Annotated in this window: 15 protein-coding genes and 1 pseudogene; 8 read left to right on the forward strand and 8 right to left on the reverse strand. The window is 61.2% G+C overall.

From position 1 onward, the window contains the following. The first annotated feature begins 82 nt into the window (after positions 1 to 82). From Q9246_RS06240 to Q9246_RS06265, 6 genes are all read left to right on the forward strand, one after another. Positions 83 to 514 carry a DUF2231 domain-containing protein gene (locus tag Q9246_RS06240; RefSeq protein ID WP_306396298.1) on the forward strand — a complete coding sequence of 144 codons (432 nt, stop codon included), beginning with the start codon at positions 83 to 85 and terminating at the stop codon, positions 512 to 514. Further along, a complete protein-coding gene (locus Q9246_RS06245; RefSeq protein WP_306396300.1) occupies positions 511 to 1,806 on the forward strand; it encodes a PQQ-dependent sugar dehydrogenase in 1,296 nt (431 codons plus the stop codon). The genes Q9246_RS06240 and Q9246_RS06245 overlap by 4 nt, the downstream gene beginning before the upstream one ends. A gap of 162 nt (positions 1,807 to 1,968) precedes the next feature. Further along, entirely contained in the window at positions 1,969 to 4,713 is a 2,745-nt protein-coding gene (locus Q9246_RS06250; protein WP_306396301.1) for a type VI secretion system Vgr family protein, read from the forward strand. 30 nt (positions 4,714 to 4,743) lie between these two features. Continuing rightward, positions 4,744 to 6,465: an esterase/lipase family protein gene (locus Q9246_RS06255; protein WP_306396302.1), complete on the forward strand. Its 1,722-nt coding sequence runs from the start codon at positions 4,744 to 4,746 to the stop codon at positions 6,463 to 6,465. Continuing rightward, the gene (locus tag Q9246_RS06260) at positions 6,453 to 7,868 is read left to right on the forward strand and encodes a T6SS immunity protein Tli4 family protein (RefSeq protein ID WP_306396303.1); all 1,416 of its coding nucleotides are present in this window, start codon (positions 6,453 to 6,455) and stop codon (positions 7,866 to 7,868) included. The genes Q9246_RS06255 and Q9246_RS06260 overlap by 13 nt, the downstream gene beginning before the upstream one ends. After that, a complete protein-coding gene (locus Q9246_RS06265) occupies positions 7,861 to 8,121 on the forward strand; it encodes a PAAR domain-containing protein (RefSeq protein ID WP_306396304.1) in 261 nt (86 codons plus the stop codon). Before Q9246_RS06260 ends, Q9246_RS06265 begins: the two co-directional genes overlap by 8 nt. 86 nt (positions 8,122 to 8,207) lie before the next feature. Here the strand turns inward: Q9246_RS06265 and Q9246_RS06270 are convergent, their stop codons facing one another. The 3 genes from Q9246_RS06270 to Q9246_RS06280 are packed head-to-tail and all read right to left on the reverse strand — an operon-like array spanning position 8,208 to position 14,176. Next, positions 8,208 to 9,677, reverse strand: coding sequence for an efflux transporter outer membrane subunit (locus tag Q9246_RS06270; protein ID WP_306396305.1), 1,470 nt, complete (start codon positions 9,675 to 9,677; stop codon positions 8,208 to 8,210). After that, on the reverse strand, positions 9,674 to 12,829 hold the full coding sequence (locus Q9246_RS06275; RefSeq protein WP_306396306.1) for an efflux RND transporter permease subunit: 3,156 nt from the start codon (positions 12,827 to 12,829) through the stop codon (positions 9,674 to 9,676). The genes Q9246_RS06270 and Q9246_RS06275 overlap by 4 nt, the downstream gene beginning before the upstream one ends. A 30-nt stretch (positions 12,830 to 12,859) precedes the next feature. After that, positions 12,860 to 14,176 carry an efflux RND transporter periplasmic adaptor subunit gene (locus tag Q9246_RS06280; protein WP_306396308.1) on the reverse strand — a complete coding sequence of 439 codons (1,317 nt, stop codon included), beginning with the start codon at positions 14,174 to 14,176 and terminating at the stop codon, positions 12,860 to 12,862. A 170-nt stretch (positions 14,177 to 14,346) separates the two neighbouring features. Here Q9246_RS06280 and Q9246_RS06285 point away from each other — a divergent pair. Together Q9246_RS06285 and Q9246_RS06290 are read left to right on the forward strand one after the other, a co-directional pair. Further along, a pseudogene (locus Q9246_RS06285) lies at positions 14,347 to 14,520 on the forward strand (TetR family transcriptional regulator); the annotation flags it as partial. 27 nt (positions 14,521 to 14,547) lie between these two features. Then, a complete protein-coding gene (locus Q9246_RS06290; RefSeq protein WP_306398098.1) occupies positions 14,548 to 14,964 on the forward strand; it encodes a TetR family transcriptional regulator C-terminal domain-containing protein in 417 nt (138 codons plus the stop codon). Positions 14,965 to 15,152: 188 nt separating this feature from the next. Here Q9246_RS06290 and tal read toward each other — a convergent pair whose 3' ends face one another. The 5 genes from tal to zwf form a co-directional block, all read right to left on the reverse strand. After that, a complete protein-coding gene (tal, locus tag Q9246_RS06295) occupies positions 15,153 to 16,082 on the reverse strand; it encodes a transaldolase (RefSeq protein WP_306396309.1) in 930 nt (309 codons plus the stop codon). A gap of 32 nt (positions 16,083 to 16,114) precedes the next feature. Further along, on the reverse strand, positions 16,115 to 16,612 hold the full coding sequence (locus tag Q9246_RS06300) for a GAF domain-containing protein (protein WP_306396310.1): 498 nt from the start codon (positions 16,610 to 16,612) through the stop codon (positions 16,115 to 16,117). 73 nt (positions 16,613 to 16,685) lie between these two features. Continuing rightward, positions 16,686 to 17,717: a hypothetical protein gene (locus Q9246_RS06305; RefSeq protein ID WP_306396312.1), complete on the reverse strand. Its 1,032-nt coding sequence runs from the start codon at positions 17,715 to 17,717 to the stop codon at positions 16,686 to 16,688. Between the two features lie 18 nt (positions 17,718 to 17,735). After that, a complete protein-coding gene (locus Q9246_RS06310; RefSeq protein WP_306396313.1) occupies positions 17,736 to 18,590 on the reverse strand; it encodes an SIS domain-containing protein in 855 nt (284 codons plus the stop codon). A gap of 27 nt (positions 18,591 to 18,617) precedes the next feature. Continuing rightward, positions 18,618 to 20,087 carry a glucose-6-phosphate dehydrogenase gene (zwf, locus tag Q9246_RS06315; RefSeq protein WP_306396315.1) on the reverse strand — a complete coding sequence of 490 codons (1,470 nt, stop codon included), beginning with the start codon at positions 20,085 to 20,087 and terminating at the stop codon, positions 18,618 to 18,620. Between the last annotated feature and the right edge of the window lie 189 nt (positions 20,088 to 20,276).

A 20,276-nucleotide genomic window follows, 5' to 3' on the forward strand; every position in this document is an offset into this window, starting at 1 on the left:
TGTGCATACAACCAACTATGCGACAGCCCAGTTTCATGTTCGATATCATCGCGTTATCAAAATCACCATTGAGGGAAATTCAATGTCAACCGTGACCACGGCCAGCCCGGCTTACCGAAGCCCGCCCGGCCTGCTGCATACGATCCTGCTGGCCGGGAGCGTGTCCCTGTTCCTGGGTGCGCTCCTGAGCGACATCGCCTATTACAAAACCTTCCAGATCCAGTGGAGCAACTTCGCCTCGTGGCTGATCGCGGGCGCCGAGTTGTTCAGCGGGCTGGCGCTGGTGTTCGCACTGGTCGACCTGATCCGCGCGCATCAGAAGTCGGGGCAGGTGCTGATGTACTTCCTGCTGCTGCTGGCGACGTGGTTGCTGGGCCTGTTCAACGCTTTCCAGCACGCCAAGGATGCATGGGCCGTCATGCCGGCCGGACTGGTCATGTCGGCGGTCGTGTTCGTGCTGATCTGCCTGACGGCCTGGGTCGGCTTGCAGCCACGCGTGGGAGGTGCACGATGAAGCGCACCAGCACACTGGCATTGATGGGCGCGGCGCTGCTGCTGAGCGCCTGTACCGAAGGCGAAGGCGCCAAGACCTTGTCGCGCGGGGCCGACCCCACGCTGCCGGATCCGCAGCGCGGCATCATGCCGAGCATGAAGATCGCCGAGCCGACGCCATGGGGCGACCAGAAGCCGACGGTGCCCGAGGGCTTCAGCGTGACGGCCATCGCGACCGACCTGCAGATTCCGCGCCAGACGCTGGTGCTGCCGAATGGCGACATCATCGTGGCCGAGGGGCGGGGCGGCAATGCTGCCAAGCTCAAGCCGAAGGACGTGATCGCCGGCTACATCAAGGCGCAGGGCAATACCAAGGTCAAGAGCGGCAACCGCCTGACCCTGCTGCGCGATGCCGATGGCGACGGCACGTATGAATTGAAGACCGTGTTCGCGGCCGACCTGAATGCGCCGTATGGCCTGGCCTACGCCAACAACAAGCTGTACGTGGCCAACCAGGACGAGCTGGTGAGCTTCGACTACCAGGAAGGGCAGACCAAGGCCGGCGGCGCGCCGACCACGGTCGCCAAGCTGCCGTCCGAGATCAACCACCACTGGACCAAGGCGCTGACCGTCAGTGCCGATGGGCGCTACCTGTATGTCGGCATCGGCTCGAACAGCAATATCACCGAGCGCGGCATGGAGGCCGAGGTCGACCGCGCGATGGTGTGGCAGATCGATGCAGCGACCGGTGCTTATAAACCGTATGCGACCGGCCTGCGTAATCCGACGGCGCTGGCGATGCATCCGGAGACCGGGCAGCTGTGGTCGGTGGTGAATGAACGCGATGAGCTGGGGCCGGACCTGGTGCCGGATTACCTGACCTCGGTGAAAGAGGGGGGCTTTTATGGCTGGCCTTACGCTTACTGGGGCCCGAATGCCGATCCGCGCGTGAAGCCGGGCGACCCGGAAAAGGTGAAGGCCACCATCAAGCCGGATTACAGCCTGGGCTCGCACGTCGCGGCGCTGGGCCTGCATTTCTCGTCGTCGGTCATGGGCGAGAAGTTTGCCAACGGCGCCTTCGTCGGAGAGCATGGCAGCTGGAACCGTAATCCGCCGGTGGGCTACAAGGTGATCTTCGTGCCGTTTGCCGATGGACGTCCTGCGGGTGAGCCGATCGACTTCGTGACGGGTTTCCGTACCGACGAAGGCAAGACGCGCGGGCGGCCGGTGGGCGTGACCGTCGATCCGCGCGGGGCGCTGATCGTGGCGGACGATCTGGCGAATACGATCTGGAGAGTGACGCGCAATCGTTGAGCGCGATTGTTCTGAGCATATAAAACCGGGCCGCAAGGCCCGGTTTTCGTTTCAAGCTGTACTTTGCTGTGATTGCGCCTTATCAACTACCTCGCTGTGCGCCATGACTATGATCGATTTTGCTCATAGGTATTAGCACACTGTTTATCGTGAGGTAGGCGCATGATCATTGATAAGGTTATCCGGGGTATCGGTGGTCTGACCGACACGAACCGTGCCATACGGTTGCGCGTAGCGACCGCCGATGGCGTTGTCGACGACTTGCTGCTGGTGAAGTATGTGAGCGGCATTGAATCGATCTGTGGTGGAATCGAATACACATTGCATTGTGTCGCCTTGCAAGCTGGCATGGAGCTCAAACAATTCATTGCCAACCCGGTCGAGCTTCAATTCGTGACCGACTCGGGCAAGCTGCGGACCGTATGCGGCATCGTGGCAGGAGCGAGCGAAGGTCAAAGCGATGGTGGGCTGGCGACTTACCAGTTGATTGTTCGCGATGCGTTGTCGCTGCTCGAACAAACCTGCAATACGAGGGTGTTCCGGCAACGCAGCGAAATCGATATCACTGAGACCATATTACGCGAATGGCGGCACGCGAATCCTGTCGTGGCGGCGGCGTTTCGCGTCGAAATGAGAGGGCTGAAGCAGTATCCGTCCCGTGAGTTCACGATGCAGTACAACGAATCCAATGCCGCTTTTCTGCGTCGATTGTGGAAACGTCGCGGCATCGCCTGGTTCATCAAGGCGGGCGCGTCGAATGAACGTGGGCGCGGCGACATTCCAATTCACACGCTGGTCCTCTTCGATAATCCGAACGCGCTGGAGCAGAATCCGGCCGGTGCGGCGCGCTACCACCGCGACGACGGCACCGAGCAACGCGACAGCATCACCGCCTGGCACGCCGTACGCAGCCTGACGGCTGGACGAATCAATCGCCATAGTTGGGACTATGCCCAGACATGGTTGATGACTGGCGAAGAAACGAGTCTTGCCGATCAGGGAAGGCAGGGTAACCGGTTCGCGGCCAGCCTGGATGACTACCTGGTCGATTCTCCCCATGCCGCCGACAATGGCGACGATTACCGCAGCCTTGCCGTCCTGCGCATGCAGCGCAAGGAGTATGAAGCCAAGTGTTTCCAGGGGGAGAGCGGCGACCGCGATATGCGTGTCGGGCAGTGGCGGCGCATAAACGGACATCCAGAAATCGATAGGCATCCGGTGGAACAGCGCGACTTCGTGTGCACCGAGTTGCGGGTGGAAGCCGAGAACAATCTGCCCACGACACTCGACGAGAAAGCGGGGCGCCTGTTCGCCATGAACCGGTGGAGCGGCGACCGTGCCGCCTTGATGCAGGCCAGCGCTGAACGAGGCGTGCGCTATACGAACCGCTTTACCTGCGTGAGGCGCGGCATCGCGATCGTGCCGGCCTATGACCCACGCCTCGACCTGCCCCGCACCGAAGTGCAGACCGCCATCGTGGTGGGGCCTTCGAACCAGGAAATCTACTGCGACAAACTAGGGCGAGTCAAAGTTTGCTTCCCCGCTTGCCGGCCGCACGACCATGAGCATGCGGATGGCGCGGGGGCCTCGGGGACCGATCGCGACTCCGCCTGGTTGCGCGTCGCTACCGGGTGGGCGGGTGACCGGTATGGCGCGATCTCGTTGCCGCGGGTCGGTGACGAGGTCGTTGTGGTGTTCACGGGTGGCGACCCGGACAAACCGCTCATCATCGGCGGCGTCCATGGCGCACGCACGGCGCCGCCTTCCTTTAGCCGCACCAGCGTTCTGCCGGGCGATTGCCATCTGTCCGGGATCGTGAGCAAGGAAGGGCAGGGTACGCGCAACAACCAGCTTCGCCTGGACGACACGCCCGGCCAGATCAGTGCGCAACTTGGCAGTGAGCATGCATATAGCCAGCTCAATCTCGGCTTTCTCACCCATCCCAGGTGTGATGGGTCGGCAGGACCGCGCGGCGAAGGGGCCGAACTGCGTACCGATGCCGCGTTGTCGCTGCGCGGCGGGCAAGGTGTGTTGATCAGTGCCGATGCATCGCTGCGGGCAGCAGGGCGACAGCTCGATCGCGATGGGCTGGCCGGTCTGGCGGTGGCGCTGTCGAGCATACAGCAGCAACTGGCCGAGTTGGCGGAAACGCACGAGACCGACGCGGTGGAGGGGGAATCGCTAGCGCAATTGAAGTCGCATGTCGAACGGTGGGAGGACGGAACCAATACGGCAGGACAGTCGACAGCGGGCGGGGGAGGAAAGCCGGTGGTTGCCATCGAGGCGCCGGCCGGTGTGCTGGTGGGTAGTCAGGCAGGGGTTGCGATCGGGGCGCAGACCAATGTCGATGTTGTCAGCGTTCGGAATACGCAGGTATCTGCCGGGCGCAAATTGATGCTGCATGCTTTACAGGGCATCAGCTTGTTTGCTCATTCTCTCGGTATGAAATTGGTTGCGGCGCGTGACAAGATCGAGATCGAGGCACAGGAGGAGAACGTCGAAATTACGTCTGCGAAACGAATTGTACTAGCGGCAACCGAAGAGATTATCCTGCAGTCACCGAAGGTGACAGTAATCTCTCAAGGTGCGCAAGTAGTAATCGGTGATGGTCGAATTACGCATCAATGCACTGGTGGATTTTTGGTCAAAGCGGCCAAGACAGAATTTCCTGGAGCCGGAGAAGGTACATCGCTAACGATGCCCATGCCAGAAAGTGTCGTCGATCATGATCAGCGCATTCGTATGGTCGATCTAAGTACTGGCGAACCTTTGATACATCAACGTTACCGAGTGACGCTGGAAGACGGGCAGATTATCGAAGGATTTACAAACTCAGATGGGGAAACACAGGCTTTTAAATCTGAAATTCCTTTCGGACACTACACCGTCGAAGCGCTTTACGACTAAATCCATCGGAAAGTACCTTAAGGAGGAGCGGTGGCGAAATCTCACAATCCCGCGGGATATAAATTGCCGGTAAATCCAGAGGCAAAAAAAGGAACGGTCGCGCAAGGGTTCGTTACGCCGAAGCAGGATCGTAATCCGCAGATACAAACTATTCCACCAAAGCGAGTTATACCCATCATATTCATTCCAGGAATAATGGGGTCGAATTTACGCATGAATGCATTGCGTCAGAACCAGTTTGGCCAAGAAAATAATATTGCATGGCGACCAGATCACCTCCTGGCTACCTATCCTCTTCATGACGATACATCTTCCGAGAGACAGTTGCGTTTCGATCCTTATTCAACAGAGCTCGACACGTATGATCCGAAAACTAATATTACAGGCAACTCAGCCGAGACGTCTGACGATAGAAATAGTGATGTTGCTTTTTCAAGGCAATATGGTGGTTGGGGGAAAGCAGGAGGGCCATTGCTAAAGGATGATTTGCCCGGAGTCAAAGATGCCAAACGTAAAGAGCAAAAAGCCCGCGAACGTGGTTGGGGAGAAGTGTATTTTGATAGCTATAAGACAATCCTGTCGGAGTGTGAGATAAGACTAAACGCTGGCCTCTCGGAAAGATATATGGATAGTTATCTGGCTAATTCCGTAGCTGCTGTTTCCCCAGAGAAGTGGCAGGTTCATCCAAGTACGCCACTAAAAAGCGTTGAGGTAAATGAAATGCGATCTGCAATAAAAGGTTGTTGGTTTCCTGTTCATGCGATGGGGTATAACTGGCTGCGAGAGAATTTCGAGTCTGGCGTAGTGATTGCGAAAAGAATTCGAGCTTTGATCTCACGTTATCAGGAACAAGGATATCAATGCGAGAAGGTAGTTTTGCTAACGCATTCAATGGGGGGATTGGTGGCGCGTGCAGTCATCCATCCTGAAATGGGAGCGCTGAACGATAAAGTACTAGGTGTCATACATGGCGTGATGCCGGCCGTAGGTGCTGCTACTGCATACAAACGTATTCGTTGCGGCTTTGAAGGTGATAACACAGCTGCAAAGATCTTAGGCGCCAGAGGATCGCATGTTACGTCCGTGCTAGCAAATTCTCAAGGTGGATTGGAGTTGCTGCCGAGTGAGGATTACGGTAACGGATGGCTCCAGCTTAGGCAGGGAGGGAAGACCGTGAAGAGCCTACCAGAGAACGGCGACCCGTATGATGAAATATATAAGACTCAAGGAAAATGGTTTTCCTTGCTCCGCAAAGAGTGGATAAACCCGGCAGGATTGCCAAACTCTAGTTTCTTAAACACATGCGTTTTGCTGGAAAGAGCAAGACAATTTCATCGGGACATAGCAAGAACTTACCACGATCAAAGTTACGCACATTACGGCGCAGACAATTCGGGTCCGGCCTGGCATAAGGTGGTATGGCAAATCGATGCGGACGTGAATATAGATGATTTCGATAATCTGCTTGTCGCTAGAGACGACGAAAGAGGGAATCTATTGTTGAAGAAGCCAATTCTACAAGGGGGAAGTCCTGCAATCGCTTTCAATGCTTGCTTGCTGGGAGCTATGGATGCAGGAGACCAAACAGTCCCGGTTTTTTCAGCTGACGCACAGCTTCGAAGTGGAAAATTCAAGGGAATATTTCGCCAAACTGGTTATGAGCATCAAGCTAGTTACAAGGATGAAAAGGTCTTGGCGTCCACGATATATAGTTTATTTAAAATTGTTGGCTCAATGAAATGGTCAAATTGATGAGAAATTTATTTCTTAATCCACCTCTTGCGTATCCAATTATTTTTCTTGGATTTTTCTTGCTCATTGGCGGGTGTAATCGCCACGTTCGCCTTGGATCGGATGATACTATGCAAAAAACACTACCTAGAATTGAGAAATTGTTCGAAGAAACCAAGGTGATATGTTTTGGACGTATGCTAATCCGTGTTCCAAGTGCCTCGACGGTCGTATTCGGATGGACGGAAGTGGACTCATCGATAGAATACGCGAAGGGATACTCGAAAAGAATTGATGAGCTTGTAGATAGCAGTTTAATTGAGGTTGAGAAGGAACGTATATTTATGAGGGAGAGCGATTACAAGCGACTGCCATTATACGGGTCTATACTTGATGGTGCTGTTCCTGGGCAAAAAATTGTCATCGGATCTAAAGACAGGGTAGGATATTCTGCCGAGTCGTTTATTCCCATTGAAGATGACTTGTTTGTTCAGAGTTTTGTTAGCTTGATGCCTAAAGAAGATATCGTAAGTCGGCTAAATCTGGTGGCAAGTAAATTGAGATTGCGTTCCATCCAAGAGATTCCTTCAGAGGAAGGGATATGTATAGAAGGCGGATTCGTTCCTTCTCAGTATCAGTATGAGCGTACTCGCATCGGGATTCGCTTAAAAGAGTTTCCTGATGTGCATTTATCTGTGGAAGCACATAAGAATCTGATGTATCTCCCTGAAGGGAATAGCCCTAGACTGTTAAGAGAATCAGCCTCACAACACGCTAATGCTGCAGGACTTGCACCGGTATTCGCAAGGATCGAAGTGTTGCGAGATCAGGTGCGTCAGCTATCTGCATGGAAAGGAGAGGAATTTGCTGCGCGAACCCCAAGTTATAAGAAGAGCAAATCAGTGCATGAGTTTCGTTTTCATAGCATGGGCTCGATCGATGATCCTTTTCATCCCGAACTCGATATCAGACTTGACTCGGGCGTGGAAGGCAATGTAAAAGCCAAGGTCGAGCCAAGCATTACTGACGAAGAAGCACTGGCCCTTTGGGATAAAATCCTTCCAACCATCCGTCTGCGCCAGGCAAGCGATGCGACCTCTACTACTCTTTCTACGCCGAAAACGCCACTTGGTAGTGTCAGCAATACTGGCGAAACTTGTCCTCGGAGTGGTTGGTGGGAATGCCTGGAAACGGGACGAATGGACGCAGATAGGCATCGGCACTTTACTGAAGGTGAAGAGTTCCCGCCAGCCTTAGTCACGGGTTATGTGAGCCTATGGCGATTCCTGATAGGAGACGCTGACCGTATCGCAGCAGTCAAATGGAAACTAGTTGAGTATGACAATGCGTTGTCTGCTACGCCAGGTTCTACGGAAGATGGCGCATTGCGAGGCGACAACAATCCTGAGGACGAACATGCCTAATATAGTCCGTCTGAATGATCCAACAAGTCACGGGGGCAAAGTGACTAGCGTCAAGGCCTTGCATTTTACCGTCGGCGGCGTCGCTGTTGCCTGTGTCGGTGATAAGTGCATATGTCCGATACATGGCCAAGGAACCATTATCGAAGGAGAGTCGCATCATACGATCGATGGAAAAGCTGTCGCTTACGACGGCCACAAGACCAGCTGTGGTGCAACGTTGACATCTACGGTGACAAACTTCATCTACAGTTGAGTAGAAGGCAGCCCACCTTGCGATGAAACGAATGATAAAAAAACCGGGCGCAAGCGCCCGGTAGAATCATTGCAACGCCATGGCGGTTATCGGGCTGCCACCGGCGTACCCGCCGCACCGGTGGCAGGTGCACCAGTCGCCGGATCAACCGGCTCCGTCCACCCACCCCCCAGCACGCGATACAACACGACCTGGTTCTGCAACCTCAGCAAATTCGCCTGCACCGACAACTGCTGCGACTGGAACAACGACCGCTGCGCGTCGAGCAAATCGAGCTGGCTCGCCGCACCGCTGCGATACCGCAGGTCCGACAGATTGAAACGATCCGCCTCGGCCTCGGTCACCGCCGCCTGCGCGCGCAGCTGTTCGCTGAACGTCGCCTGTCCCGCCAGCGCATCCGCCACTTCGCGGAACGCGGTCTGGATCGAACGTTCGTATTCCGCCACCGCGATATCGCGCCCGGCACGTGCACTGCCCAGGGTCGCGCTGTTGCGACCATAGTCGAAGATCGGCAGGATCGCCTGCGGCGCGAAGGTCCAGCCCCAGGTACCGCTGTCGAACAGGCCCGACAGCTCGGTGCTGGCGCTGCCGGCGCTGCCGGTCAGCGTGATGCGCGGGAAGAAGTTCGCGCGCGCCGCGCCGATGTTGGCGTTGGCCGCGATCAGCTGCTGCTCGGCCGCACGGATGTCCGGACGGTTGGCCAGCAGGTCCGATGGCAGGCCGGCCGGGATGTCCGGCAGCTCCGTCTTGGCCAGCGTGGCGCCGGCGCTGACGTCGGCCGGAAGCGGGCCGCCGACCAGCAGCGTCAAGAGGTTGATGTCCTGGGCCCGCAGGCGCTGCTGCTGGGCCAGGGTCGCGCGCGCCGTCTCGACCAGCGAACGCGATTGCTGGATCTCGAGGCGCGACGCCACGCCGTTCTCGAAACGCAGCTGGAACAGCTTGTCCGATTCCAGGCGCGTGTTGAGCGTGTCTTGCGTGATGCGCAGCAGCTCTTCGTCGGCCAGCAGTTGCAGCCAGGCGCTGGCGACCGACGAGATCAGGCTGATCTGCGTGGCCTTGCGCGCCTCTTCGGTGGCCAGGTATTGCGCCAGCGACGCTTCGGACAGGTTGCGCACGCGGCCGAACAGGTCGAGCTCGAACTGCGAGACCGACAGGCCCGACTGGTAGACGCTGTTGATCGGCTCGTCTTCGCCGGTGGTCTGGCGGTTGCCGCTGATGCCCAGGCCCACGGTCGGCAGGCGGTCGGCGCGCGTGATGCGGTATTGCGCGCGGGCCTGCTCGATGTTGGCGATCGCCACCCGCAGGTCGCGGTTATTGGCCAGGGCCGCGTCGATCAGCGAGCGCAGGCGCGCATCGGCAAAGAACGACTGCCACGCGACCGTGGCCGGCGCGGCGGCCAGCACCGGGCTGCCCGACTCGGTCGCCGCCTTCGGGGTTTCGGGATAGGCGGCAGCCACCGGGGCCGCCGGACGTTCATAGTCCGGGGCCAGCGAGAGGCAGCCTGCCAGCGTCATTGCCAACGCCAGCGGCGTCGCGAGTTTGAGGTGCTTGATCATATTTTGTTTCCTTGGTCTGCAGGCTTGTCTTGCTCGTGAGCGTAGATCTTGCGCTGGCGCTCGCTGCCCTTGAACAGGGTGCGGATCACCACGAAGAACAGCGGCACGAACAACACGCCGAACACGGTAGCCGTAATCATACCGCCCATCACGCCGGTGCCGATGGCGCGCTGCGAAGCCGCGCCGGCGCCGCCCGCGATCACCAGCGGCAGCACGCCGAGGATAAAGGCCAGCGAAGTCATGATGATCGGACGGAAGCGCAGGTGCGCCGCCTCGATCGCCGCCTCGACCGGCGACTTGCCTTGCGCCTGCAGGTCTTTCGCGAACTCGATGATCAGCACCGCGTTCTTCGCCGCCAGGCCGATGATGGTCACCAGGCCGATCTTGAAGTACACGTCGTTCGGGAAGCCGCGCATATTGGCGGCCAGGATCGCGCCCAGGATACCCAGCGGCACCACCAGCAGCACCGACACCGGGATCGACCAGCTTTCATACAGTGCGGCCAGGGCCAGGAAGATCGCCAGCATCGAGAACGCCATCAGGATCGACATGGTCGAGCCGGACAGCACTTCCTCGCGCGACTGGCCGGTCCATTCGAAGGCGAAGCCCGCCGGCAGCTGGCCGGCCAGGCGTTCCATCTCGGCCAGCGCATCGCCGGTCGAATAGCCAGGGGCGGCGTCGCCCGACAGGCTCATCGCCGGATAGCCGTTGTAGCGCAGGGTCTGCATCGGGCCGGTGACCCAGCGCGTGGTCGCGAACGAGGACAGCGGCACGGCCTGGCCCTGGTTGTTGATCGCGTTCAGCTTGAGCAGATCGTCCGGCTGCATGCGCGCGCTGGCCTCGGCCTGCACCACCACGCGTTGCAGGCGGCCGGCGTTCGGGAAGTCGTTCACGTACGACGAACCGAGCGAGGTCGAGATCGCGGTATTGATTGCGGTGAAGCTCACGCCCAGGGCTTGCGCCTTGTCGCGGTCGATGTCGAGGCGCACCTGCGGCGCGTCTTCCAGGCCTTCCGGACGCACGCCGGTCAGGATCTTGCTCTGCGATGCCATGCCGAGCAGCTGGTTACGCGCGGCCAGCAGGGCATCGTGGCCGTTGCTGCCGCGATCCTGCAGGCGGAAGCTGAAGCCGGTGCCGCGACCCAGTTCCGGGATCGGCGGCGGGCTGATGGCGAAGATGAAGGCGTCGCGGATGCCGCTCACGCCGCCCATGATGCGGCCGGCCAGGCCTTGCGCATCCGAGCCTGCTTCCTTGCGCTCGCTCCAGTCCTTCAGCGGCACGAAGGCCAGCGCCATGTTCTGGCCTGAACCCGAGAACGAGAAGCCCAGGATCGAAATCATGTTGGCCACTTCGGGCTGCTTCATGGTGAAGTTCTCGACCGCGGTCATCACCTGGTTGGTGCGTTCCTGGGTCGCGCCCGGCGGCAGCTGGACGTTCAGCACGATGTAACCCTGGTCTTCGTTCGGCAGGAACGAGTTCGGCATGCGCGTGAACAGCAGCGCCACCACGCCCACCACGACGGCGAACACCACCATGCCGCGGCCGGTATGGCGCAGGATCTTGGCGACGAAGCCTTCATAGCCCTTGGCGGTGCTCGAGAACTTGCGGTTGAACCAGCCGAAGAAGCCCTTCTTCTCGTGATGGCCTTTTTCGATCGGTTTCAGCAGGTGGGCGCACAGCGCCGGGGTCAGGGTCAGCGCCAGGAAGGCCGAGAAGGCAATCGAGGACACCATCACCACCGCGAACTGGCGGTAGATGTTGCCGACCGCGCCGCCGAAGAAGGCCAGCGGCACGAACACCGACATCAGGACCACGGTCACGCCGATGATGGCGCCGGTGATCTGGCCCATCGCCTTGCGCGTCGCTTCCAGCGGCGGCAGGCCTTCCTCGCTCATGATGCGCTCGACGTTCTCGACCACCACGATCGCATCGTCGACCACGATACCGATCACCAGCACCATGCCGAACATGGTCAGCACGTTGATCGAGTAACCCAGCGCCAGCAGGGTGGCCAGGGAGCCGAGCAGGGCGACCGGCACCACGATGGTCGGGATGACGGTATAGCGGATGTTCTGCAGGAACAGGAACATCACCAGGAACACCAGCACGATCGCTTCGACCAGGGTATGCACCACCTGCTCGATCGAGATGCTGATGAACTTCGAGCTGTCGTACGGGATGGTGTACTTGACGCCGTGCGGGAAGAACTTCGACAGTTCTTCCATGCGGGTCTTGACCAGTTCCGCGGTTTCGAGCGCGTTGCCAGTCGGGGTCAGCTGGACGCCGATGCCGCTCGACGGCTTGCCGTTCAGGCGCGCCGAAGTCTGGTAGGCCTGGCCGCCGATCTCGAGGCGCGCCACGTCCTTCAGGCGCACGGTCGAGCCGTCCGGGTTCGCGCGCAGCACGATGTTGCCGAACTGTTCGACGGTGCTCAGCTGGCCGGTCACCACCACGGTGGCGGTGATTTCCTGGCCGGCCGCCAGCGGCAGGTCGCCGATGGTGCCGGATGCCACCTGGGCATTCTGCGACTGGATCGCGGCGTTGACGTCACCCGGCGACAGGTTCAGGCCGACCAGCTTGGCCGGATCGATCCAGACCCGCATGGCGCGCTCGGTGCCGAACAGCTGGGCGGTACCGACGCCCTTGATGCGCTGGATCTCGGGCAGCACGGAGCGCGAGGCGTAGTCGCCCAGCGCGATCGGGTCCCACTTCGGATCGTCCGACGACAGGATCGTCACCAGCAGGAAGTTGGCGCGTACCTTGTCGACGCGCACGCCCTGCTGGTTGACGGATGCCGGCAGGCGCGGGGCCGCGCGCGACAGGCGGTTCTGGACGTCAACCTGGGCCAGCTCGGGATCGGTGCCGGTCTCGAAGGTCAGGGTGATCGAGCCGGCGCCACTGGCGGTGCTGCTCGACTCCATGTAGATCAGGCCTGGAGAGCCGTTCATCTCGCGTTCGATGACGGAGATGACCGAGTCTTCCAGCACCTGGGCCGATGCGCCCGGATAGGTCGCATTGATCACGATCGAGGGCGGAGCCACGTTCGGATACTGGGCGATCGGCAGCTGGGTGATGGAAACACCACCGATCACCATGATGAACAGCGCGATCACCCAGGCAAAGATGGGGCGGTCAATAAAATAACGTGCCATTGAATTATTCCTGTTCTTGTACTGCGGCGCTTAGCGGCTCGTTGCCGGTGCTTCGGCGCCGGCCGCCGGCGTGCCCTTGTTCGGGGTCGGCGTGGTCGCCGCCGGCGCTGCGCCGGCCGGGTTGCCGGTGGCTGCTTCCGGGGTGCCCGGCTGCGCCGTTGCCGGCGCAGCGCCCGCAGGCGCGGCCTTCGGCTGCCACGGCACGGCCTTGACTGGCGTACCTGGCGGCATCATCTGGATTTTCTGGAAGCCGTCGACCATCACGCGTTCGCCTTCCTTCAGGCCGCCGGTAACGATCCAGCTCTGGCCCTGCTGCGAGGCGATGGTGACGTTGCGCGGCACCGGCTTGTTGTCGGCGCCGACCACGGTCAGCGAGTCGCCCTGGGCGCCGCCGCGGGTCACGGCCTGCTGCGGGATCAGGATGCCGTTCGGCAGCGAGGCCTGGGCGATGCGCACGCGCACGTACTGGCCTGGCAGCAGGGCGTTGTTCCTGTTGTCGACGGTGGCGCGCAGCACGATCTGGCCGGTGCCCGGGTCGACGGTCACGTCCGAGAACAGCAGCTTGCCGCGGGTCGGCAGCTCGGAACCATCTTCCAGCAGCACCGTCACCGGCACATTGTCGGCGCCGCCGCCTTGCTTGCGCAGGCGCTGCAGCTCGGTGGCCGACTGGGTAATATTCAGGTACATGCTGTCGGTCTGCTGGATCAGCGCCAGCTCGGTCGACTGGGTCGCCGACACCAAGGCGCCTTCGGTCACCAGCGCGCGGCCGATGCGGCCCGAGATGGGAGCGTTCACATTCGTGTAACCAACATTGATCTGTGCGACTTTCAACTGGGCCCTGGCGGCGGCAACTTCGGCCTCACCCTGCTTTTGGGCGGCGACGGCGTTGTCGAATTCCTGTTTACTGACGGCGTTGGCTTCGACCAGTGGCTTGTAGCGCTCGGCGATGGCCTGCGATGCGACCAGGTTGGCTTCCGCGCGCGCCACGTCGGCGCGGGCAGCGGCGAGCTGGGCCTGGTAAGGCGCCGGATCGATGGTGAACAGCGACTGGCCCTGCTTGACGATGCTGCCTTCGGTGAAGGAACGCTTGAGCACGACGCCATCGACACGGGCGCGTACCTGCGCGGTGCGGATCGGTTCTACGCGCGCCGGCAACTCGGTCTGCAGGGCGACGGTTTCGAATTTGGCGGTGACGACGCCGACTTCCGGGGCGGGCATCTGGCCGCCCGGGGCGGCGCCGGCAGGGGCCGCGTCTTTCTTGCCGCAGGCGGACAGCAGGACCAGGGCCGCCATGGTGGCGACGGCAACCCGGGTCAGGGATGGGGACGAGGATTGGGCAGGGCGCATTACTTGTGCTTCCTTCTAGTTAGTGATTCGCACTGAAAGTCACACTCCTGTCAACAACATATGCATGGGAAGTGATTTCAATGCTGGCTTTTGCAAATAGTTTTATATACTATCACGACTGTATGTAAAATGTTTTAAGCACCTATTAATTCGAGGGTTACTCAAAAGAAATGGTTCGCAGGACTAAGGAAGAGGCAGCGGCCACCCGCGACAGCATTCTTGATGCAGCAGAAATCTTGTTCGCAAAGCAGGGTGTTTCACGAACAACATTACAGCACATCGCAACGGCGGCGGGTGTAACGCGCGGCGCTATTTATTGGCACTTTGTCGACAAGGGAGCTGTCTTCAGCGCGATGATGGATCGCGCCACGATGCCGATGGATACGGCCGTCAAGCAACTCGGGGAGCGCGAGATCGCCGACCCCTTGCAGCGCCTGCGCGACGAGATGATGGCGGTGCTGCAGATCGTGGTCAGCGACGAGAAGTCGCGCCGGGTATTCGAGATCGCCACCCTCAAGACCGAGTTCACCGAAGAGGTCGACTCAGCGCGCGTGCGCAAGCGCGAGGCGGTGGCCGAGTGGCGCGCGCGCATGGAAGCGCAGTTCGCCGAGGCGCGCGCCAACGGCCAGTTGCCGGCCGCCGTTGATCCGCACACTGCCGCCACCGGCATGTGGGTCATGCTCGACGGCCTGCTGCGCAACTGGCTGTTCGACCTCGAGTCGTTCGACCTGATGGCGCTCGGTGGGGAGGTGATCGATACGTTCCTGGCGGGGTTGAAGGCGCGTTGAATGTCGTGGGCCGGTTTGGGCGGCCGCCATCCAACACTGGAATTTTTTGGCTGGCTTAAAAACGTCGTCCCCGCGCAGGCGGGGACCCAAGTCTTGCGCAGGCCACCAGGATCGCTGTATGTGGCTGTGCGAGAAAACTTGAGTCCCCGCCTGCGCGGGGACGACGTGGCGAGTGTAGCTGTCGCTGTTTAACGCATCCCTTCAATCATCTGCTTGAGCTTGATCGAATCCGCCACGAAAGCGCGGATGCCTTCGGCCAGCTTCTCGGTGCCCATCGCGTCTTCGTTCAGCATGAAGCGGAAGGTCTTTTCGTCGATTGCGATCTTCTCGATGCTGATGCTTTCGTCTTTGCTCAGCTTGCGCTCGACCGGCGCCTCGCTGTCGGCCAGCTTCTGCAGCAGGTCGGGCGAGATGGTGAGCAGGTCGCAACCGGCCAGCTCCAGGATCTGCGAGGTATTGCGGAAGCTCGCGCCCATCACTTCGGTGTCGTAGCCGAACTTGCGGTAGTACTGGTAGATGCGCTTGACCGACTGCACGCCCGGATCGTCGGCGCCCTGGTAGTCGGTACCGGTCGACTTCTTGTGCCAGTCATAGATGCGGCCGACGAACGGCGAGATCAGTTTCACGTTCGCTTCCGCGCAGGCCACTGCCTGGCACAGCGAGAACAGCAGCGTCAGGTTGCAGTGGATGCCATCCTTTTCCAGGATCTCGGCGGCGCGGATGCCTTCCCAGGTCGAGGCGATCTTGATCAGCACGCGCTCGCGCGACACGCCGTTCTTTTCATACAGCGCGATCAGTTCGCGGCCCTTGGCAACGGTGGCTTCGGTATCGAACGACAGCGCGGCGTCGATCTCGGTCGAGACGCGGCCCGGCACATATTTCAGGATCTCGACGCCGAAGGCGATCAGGAGGCTGTCGACGATCGCTTCGACCAAGGCGCCGGGCGCATCGGCGATGGCTTTTTCCAGCAGCGGACGGTATTCGGGCTTCTGCACTGCCTTCAGGATCAGCGACGGATTGGTGGTCGCATCCTGCGGGGCATAGGCCTTGATCGACTGGAAGTCGCCGGTGTCGGCGACCACGGTGGTGTACTGCTTGAGCTGTTCGAGTTGGTTCATGGTGGGTCTCTGGATGGTAAGGCGTGACGCAATTAGAAATCGGTGGCGGCGATGAAGGCGGCGAGCATGGCTTCCAGCCCGACCCGGTCTTCTTCCGAAAAACGGTCCGGCCGCGGGCTGTCGATATCGAACACGCCAATCAGCTTGTCGTCCTTGATCACCGGGATCACGATTTCGGACGCCGACGCCGAATCGCAGGCGATATGGCCGGGGAAGGCATGCACGTCCGGCACGACGATGGTCTTGCGTTCGACAGCGGTGGCGCCGCATACGCCGCGTCCGAAGGGGATGCGGGCGCAGGCCGGCTTGCCCTGGAACGGGCCGACCAGCAGGTCCTGGCCTTCGCCTTTTTTCGAGGGAACCGTGAAGTAGAAGCCTGACCAGTTCAGATCGGACAGGGTGTCATAGACCAGGGCCGAGAACTGGGAGGCGTTGGCGACCAGGTCACGCTCGCCCTCGAGGACGCTGGTAACCTGGCGTACCAGGAGGCCGTAGTCGGGACGGTCGCTGCGTTCGGGATTGATGTGCATGATGTTGACGTGCGGTGTCAATAAACCCTGCATTCTAGCCCAAATGCGCTCGCGGCCGTCGGCGCCTCGTCCGCTAGTCGGAGGCCGCGCTCTCCGGTGCCGGGTCCGTGCCGTTGCCGCCCGGCTGCGTGGACGGTGGCGCCACCTCTGGCGGCGCCATCGAGATCACCAGGCGCAAGCGCTGGCGGGCACTCGGCTTGCCATCAGGCAGCTTGCCGGGATGGCGATGCACATCGATCTGCAGGCGCTGGCCATTGACCCGCAAGCGCTCCACCGTGACCGTGGCGTCCTCGTCGAATGGCAGCGCGACCCAGGTCTGGAACAGGTGCGTGCTGTTCGCGTCCAGCAGGTCGAGCTGCAGGCGGGCGCCATTGCCCGAGTCCACCACGATGAAATTGGCGGTGCAGGCAAAGCTCCTGGCATCCGCGCGCGCCCTGAACGCCCATGCGCCGGCATCGAACTGCAGCGGACGCCGGAGCCGGTCGATCGAATAGTTGGGCGGGCAGCCATCGCCGCCCTCCACGGGCGGGTCAATCCGGCCCGGCCGCAGCGGCGCCTGGGTCGCTGGCGCCGCGCCGGACGAAGGGCCGGCCACGCCGAGCCCGGGCGCCGGCGCGACCAGCACGGTGCGTACGAAACCCAGTGCCTGCTGGCCTAGCCCATCTTTCCCCACATCGGCCGGACTGTTGCGCAGGAATTTCCGGCCGAGCAGCTCGCGGCGCTCGATGTCGCTGATCGACAGGCTGGTAATGTTGCCGGAGTGGCTATTCGGCCGGTCCGCATGTTCCTCGACCAGGTAGCGTGCGCGGGCATCGCCGCGCGGCCGCACGATGAAGCCGCCGGGGCCGGCGCGCCGGTAGATCCGGTCGCCGTACAGCACGAAGGGCGTGCCAGCCTGCAGCGCGTTGTCCAGGCCGAAACGCGGCTGTAACCCTTCCGCGCCGGCGCCCGCGAAACCGACGTGGCGCACTTCGAAACCATCGACGCCATGCACGCTGCGCATGACGACCGGGGCAGGCAGCTGCAGCCGCGACTCGAACGTGCACAGCGACAGCAGACCTGCCGCGACGATTGCGGCCAGCAAGAGTTTATAAGGCGTCGGCATCGGCGTTGGATGTCACGGTCAGCCGATGAAGGAATCGAACTGCATGTCGAATTCCTGCAGCGCCTTTTGCGCGTTCTGCATCTTCTTGCGAAATTCCGGCCCGCGGCGCAGGGCCAGCCCCACCGCCAGCACGTCGATCACGACCAGGTAGGCCAGGCGCGCCGAGATCGGGGTATAGGGATCGGTCGCGAACACCAGGTCGATCGGGATGAGCAGGGTCGCCATCTCGGCCAGCGGCGTGCCGGACGGCGCCAGCACGATGACGTCGGCGCCGCCGGCCTTGGCCAGGTTGGCCGAGCGCGTCAGCGCCGGGTTGTTGCCGCGCTGCGAGATCGCCACCAGCGCATCGCCCTGGCGCAGCAGGGCCGCCGCGATCGAGTGGATCGACGGGTCGGTGTAGGCCACCGTGGGCACGCCCGAGCGGAAGAACTTGTGCTGGGCGTCGGCCGCCACGAAGCCCGAGGTGCCCTGGCCGTAGAACTCGATCTTGTTGGCGCGCGCCAGGATCTCGAGCGCCTGCTGGACCAGTTCGGGTTTCAGATTGTTGCGCAGGTCGAGCAGGGTGTTGATCGAGCGGCTGCAGATCTTGTTGATCAGGTCCGACGCCAGGTCGTCCTGGTGTGGCGCCTCGCTGGCGCCGGGTAATGCAAGCGCCAGGCCTTGCGCCAGCTTGAGCTTGAACTCGTGCCAGCCGTCGTAGCCGAGGGTGCGGCAAAAGCGCACGACGGTCGGTTCCGACACCTGCGCGTTGCGCGCCAGCGCCGTGATGTTCTGGCTCACGGTCGCGGACGGGGCGGCGAGCACCGCGAGCGCGACCTTGCGCTCCGATTTGGAGAGCGTGTCGAGCTGGGTGCGGATCGAGTCGAGCAGCATAGGTAGGTATCCAGCAGGCCTCGGGCCTTAGTCTTCCGGCAGCGCTTCTTCGCGCCATTGCAGCCCGTCGCGGCCGATCAGGGCGCTGGCCGAGGCCGGGCCCCAGGTGCCCGAGGTGTACGGCGCGGGCGAGCTGTCGTCCTGTTCCCAGTGCTCGAGGATCGGTTCGACCCATTCCCAGGCCGCTTCGAGTTCGTCGCCGCGCATGAACAGCGTCAGCTGGCCGCGCAGCACGTCGAGCAGCAGGCGCTCGTAGGCTTCCATGCGCGGCGCCTTGAACTGCTCGCGGAAATCGAGTTCGAGCTCGGCCTGCTTGAGGCGCATCGAGTCGCCTGGGGTCTTGGCCATCAGGTTCATCGACAGGCCTTCGTCCGGCTGCAGGCGGATCACCAGGCTGTTGGGCTGGAAGCTCGACGTCGGCTGGTTGAAGATCGAATGCGGGATCGGCTTGAAGCGCACCACGATCTCGGCCAGGCGGTCGGCCATGCGCTTGCCGGTGCGCAGGTAGAACGGAACGCCGGCCCAGCGCCAGGTGTCGATCTCGGCCTTCATGGCCACGAAGGTCTCGGTGCGCGAGCTTTTCGGCGCTTCCGGCTCTTCGCGGTAGCCCGGCACCTGCTGGCCGTCGATATAGCCCGAACGGTACTGGCCGCGGATGATGTTCTGCGACAGCGTGGTCGGGGTAAAACGTTTCAACGACCTGAGCACCTGCAGCTTGGCGTCGCGCACGGCGTCCGGCGCGATCGAGGTGGGCGGTTCCATCGCCACGATGCACAACAGCTGCAGCAGGTGGTTCTGCAGCATGTCGCGCAGCGCGCCCGAATTGTCGTAGTAGCCCAGGCGGTTGCCGACGCCGATCTTCTCGGCGATCGTGATCTGCACGTCCGAGATCCATTCGCGGCGCCACAGCGGCTCGAACAGGATGTTCCCGAAGCGCAGCGCCAGCAGGTTCTGCACGGTTTCCTTGCCCAGGTAGTGGTCGATCCGGTAGATCTGCGATTCGGCGAATACCTTGCCGACATCGAGGTTGATCTGGCGCGCCGAGGCCAGGTCGCGGCCCAGCGGTTTCTCGAGCACCACGCGCGAGTTCGGCGTGGCGAGGCCGGTCGCCGCCAGGTTGTCGCAGATCTTGGCGAACAGCTGCGGCGGCGTGGCCAGGTAGTAGACGCGGGTCAGCGCCGGATCGTCGCGCAGCGCCTCGACCAGCGCGCCATAGGTCGACACGTCGGTCGCATTCAGCGCCACGTAGGTGATGCGCTTCAGGAAGCGCTCCCAGCTGGCCTCGTGCACCGTGTCCTTGATGTGCGGCTTCGAATTGGTCTCGACCATGCGCAGGAATTCTTCCTGCGTCGCCTCGTCGCGGCCGACGCAGATGATGCGGCTGCTCTCCGGCAGGTCATTGCAGACGTCGCGCGAGTACATCGCGGGCAGCAGCTTGCGCATCGCAAGGTCGCCGCTGCCGCCAAAAAATACGAGGTCGAAATCGGAAAGGGCCATGGTCGGTCGTCGGTGCAAAAAATGGAGGAGGGCGGGAGAATAATAATGTAAATTTACTACACAAATCACTAGTTCGCAAGAAAATTTACTACGTCCTCGCCATGTGGCACCAATCCTTGTCACCATGGTGCCATATCCGTCAACTGCCGTGCGCGCCCGAGGTGGTGCGGATGCGACGCGGCACGGGAC

Source organism: Telluria beijingensis (assembly GCF_030770395.1).
Classification (GTDB): Bacteria; Pseudomonadota; Gammaproteobacteria; order Burkholderiales; family Burkholderiaceae_D; genus Telluria; species Telluria beijingensis.

Bases quoted from the DNA above. Each gene is read 5' to 3' on its own strand.
- Q9246_RS06240 (WP_306396298.1), top strand. From the start codon at position 83: ATGTCAACCGTGACCACGGCCAGCCCGGCTTACCGAAGCCCGCCCGGC.
- Q9246_RS06245 (WP_306396300.1), top strand. From the start codon at position 511: ATGAAGCGCACCAGCACACTGGCATTGATGGGCGCGGCGCTGCTGCTG.
- Q9246_RS06250 (WP_306396301.1), top strand. From the start codon at position 1,969: ATGATCATTGATAAGGTTATCCGGGGTATCGGTGGTCTGACCGACACG.
- Q9246_RS06260 (WP_306396303.1), top strand. From the start codon at position 6,453: ATGGTCAAATTGATGAGAAATTTATTTCTTAATCCACCTCTTGCGTAT.
- Q9246_RS06265 (WP_306396304.1), top strand. From the start codon at position 7,861: ATGCCTAATATAGTCCGTCTGAATGATCCAACAAGTCACGGGGGCAAA.
- Q9246_RS06270 (WP_306396305.1), bottom strand. From the start codon at position 9,677: ATGATCAAGCACCTCAAACTCGCGACGCCGCTGGCGTTGGCAATGACG.
- Q9246_RS06275 (WP_306396306.1), bottom strand. From the start codon at position 12,829: ATGGCACGTTATTTTATTGACCGCCCCATCTTTGCCTGGGTGATCGCG.
- Q9246_RS06280 (WP_306396308.1), bottom strand. From the start codon at position 14,176: ATGCGCCCTGCCCAATCCTCGTCCCCATCCCTGACCCGGGTTGCCGTC.
- Q9246_RS06290 (WP_306398098.1), top strand. From the start codon at position 14,548: ATGCCGATGGATACGGCCGTCAAGCAACTCGGGGAGCGCGAGATCGCC.
- tal (WP_306396309.1), bottom strand. From the start codon at position 16,082: ATGAACCAACTCGAACAGCTCAAGCAGTACACCACCGTGGTCGCCGAC.
- Q9246_RS06300 (WP_306396310.1), bottom strand. From the start codon at position 16,612: ATGCACATCAATCCCGAACGCAGCGACCGTCCCGACTACGGCCTCCTG.
- Q9246_RS06305 (WP_306396312.1), bottom strand. From the start codon at position 17,717: ATGCCGACGCCTTATAAACTCTTGCTGGCCGCAATCGTCGCGGCAGGT.
- Q9246_RS06310 (WP_306396313.1), bottom strand. From the start codon at position 18,590: ATGCTGCTCGACTCGATCCGCACCCAGCTCGACACGCTCTCCAAATCG.
- zwf (WP_306396315.1), bottom strand. From the start codon at position 20,087: ATGGCCCTTTCCGATTTCGACCTCGTATTTTTTGGCGGCAGCGGCGAC.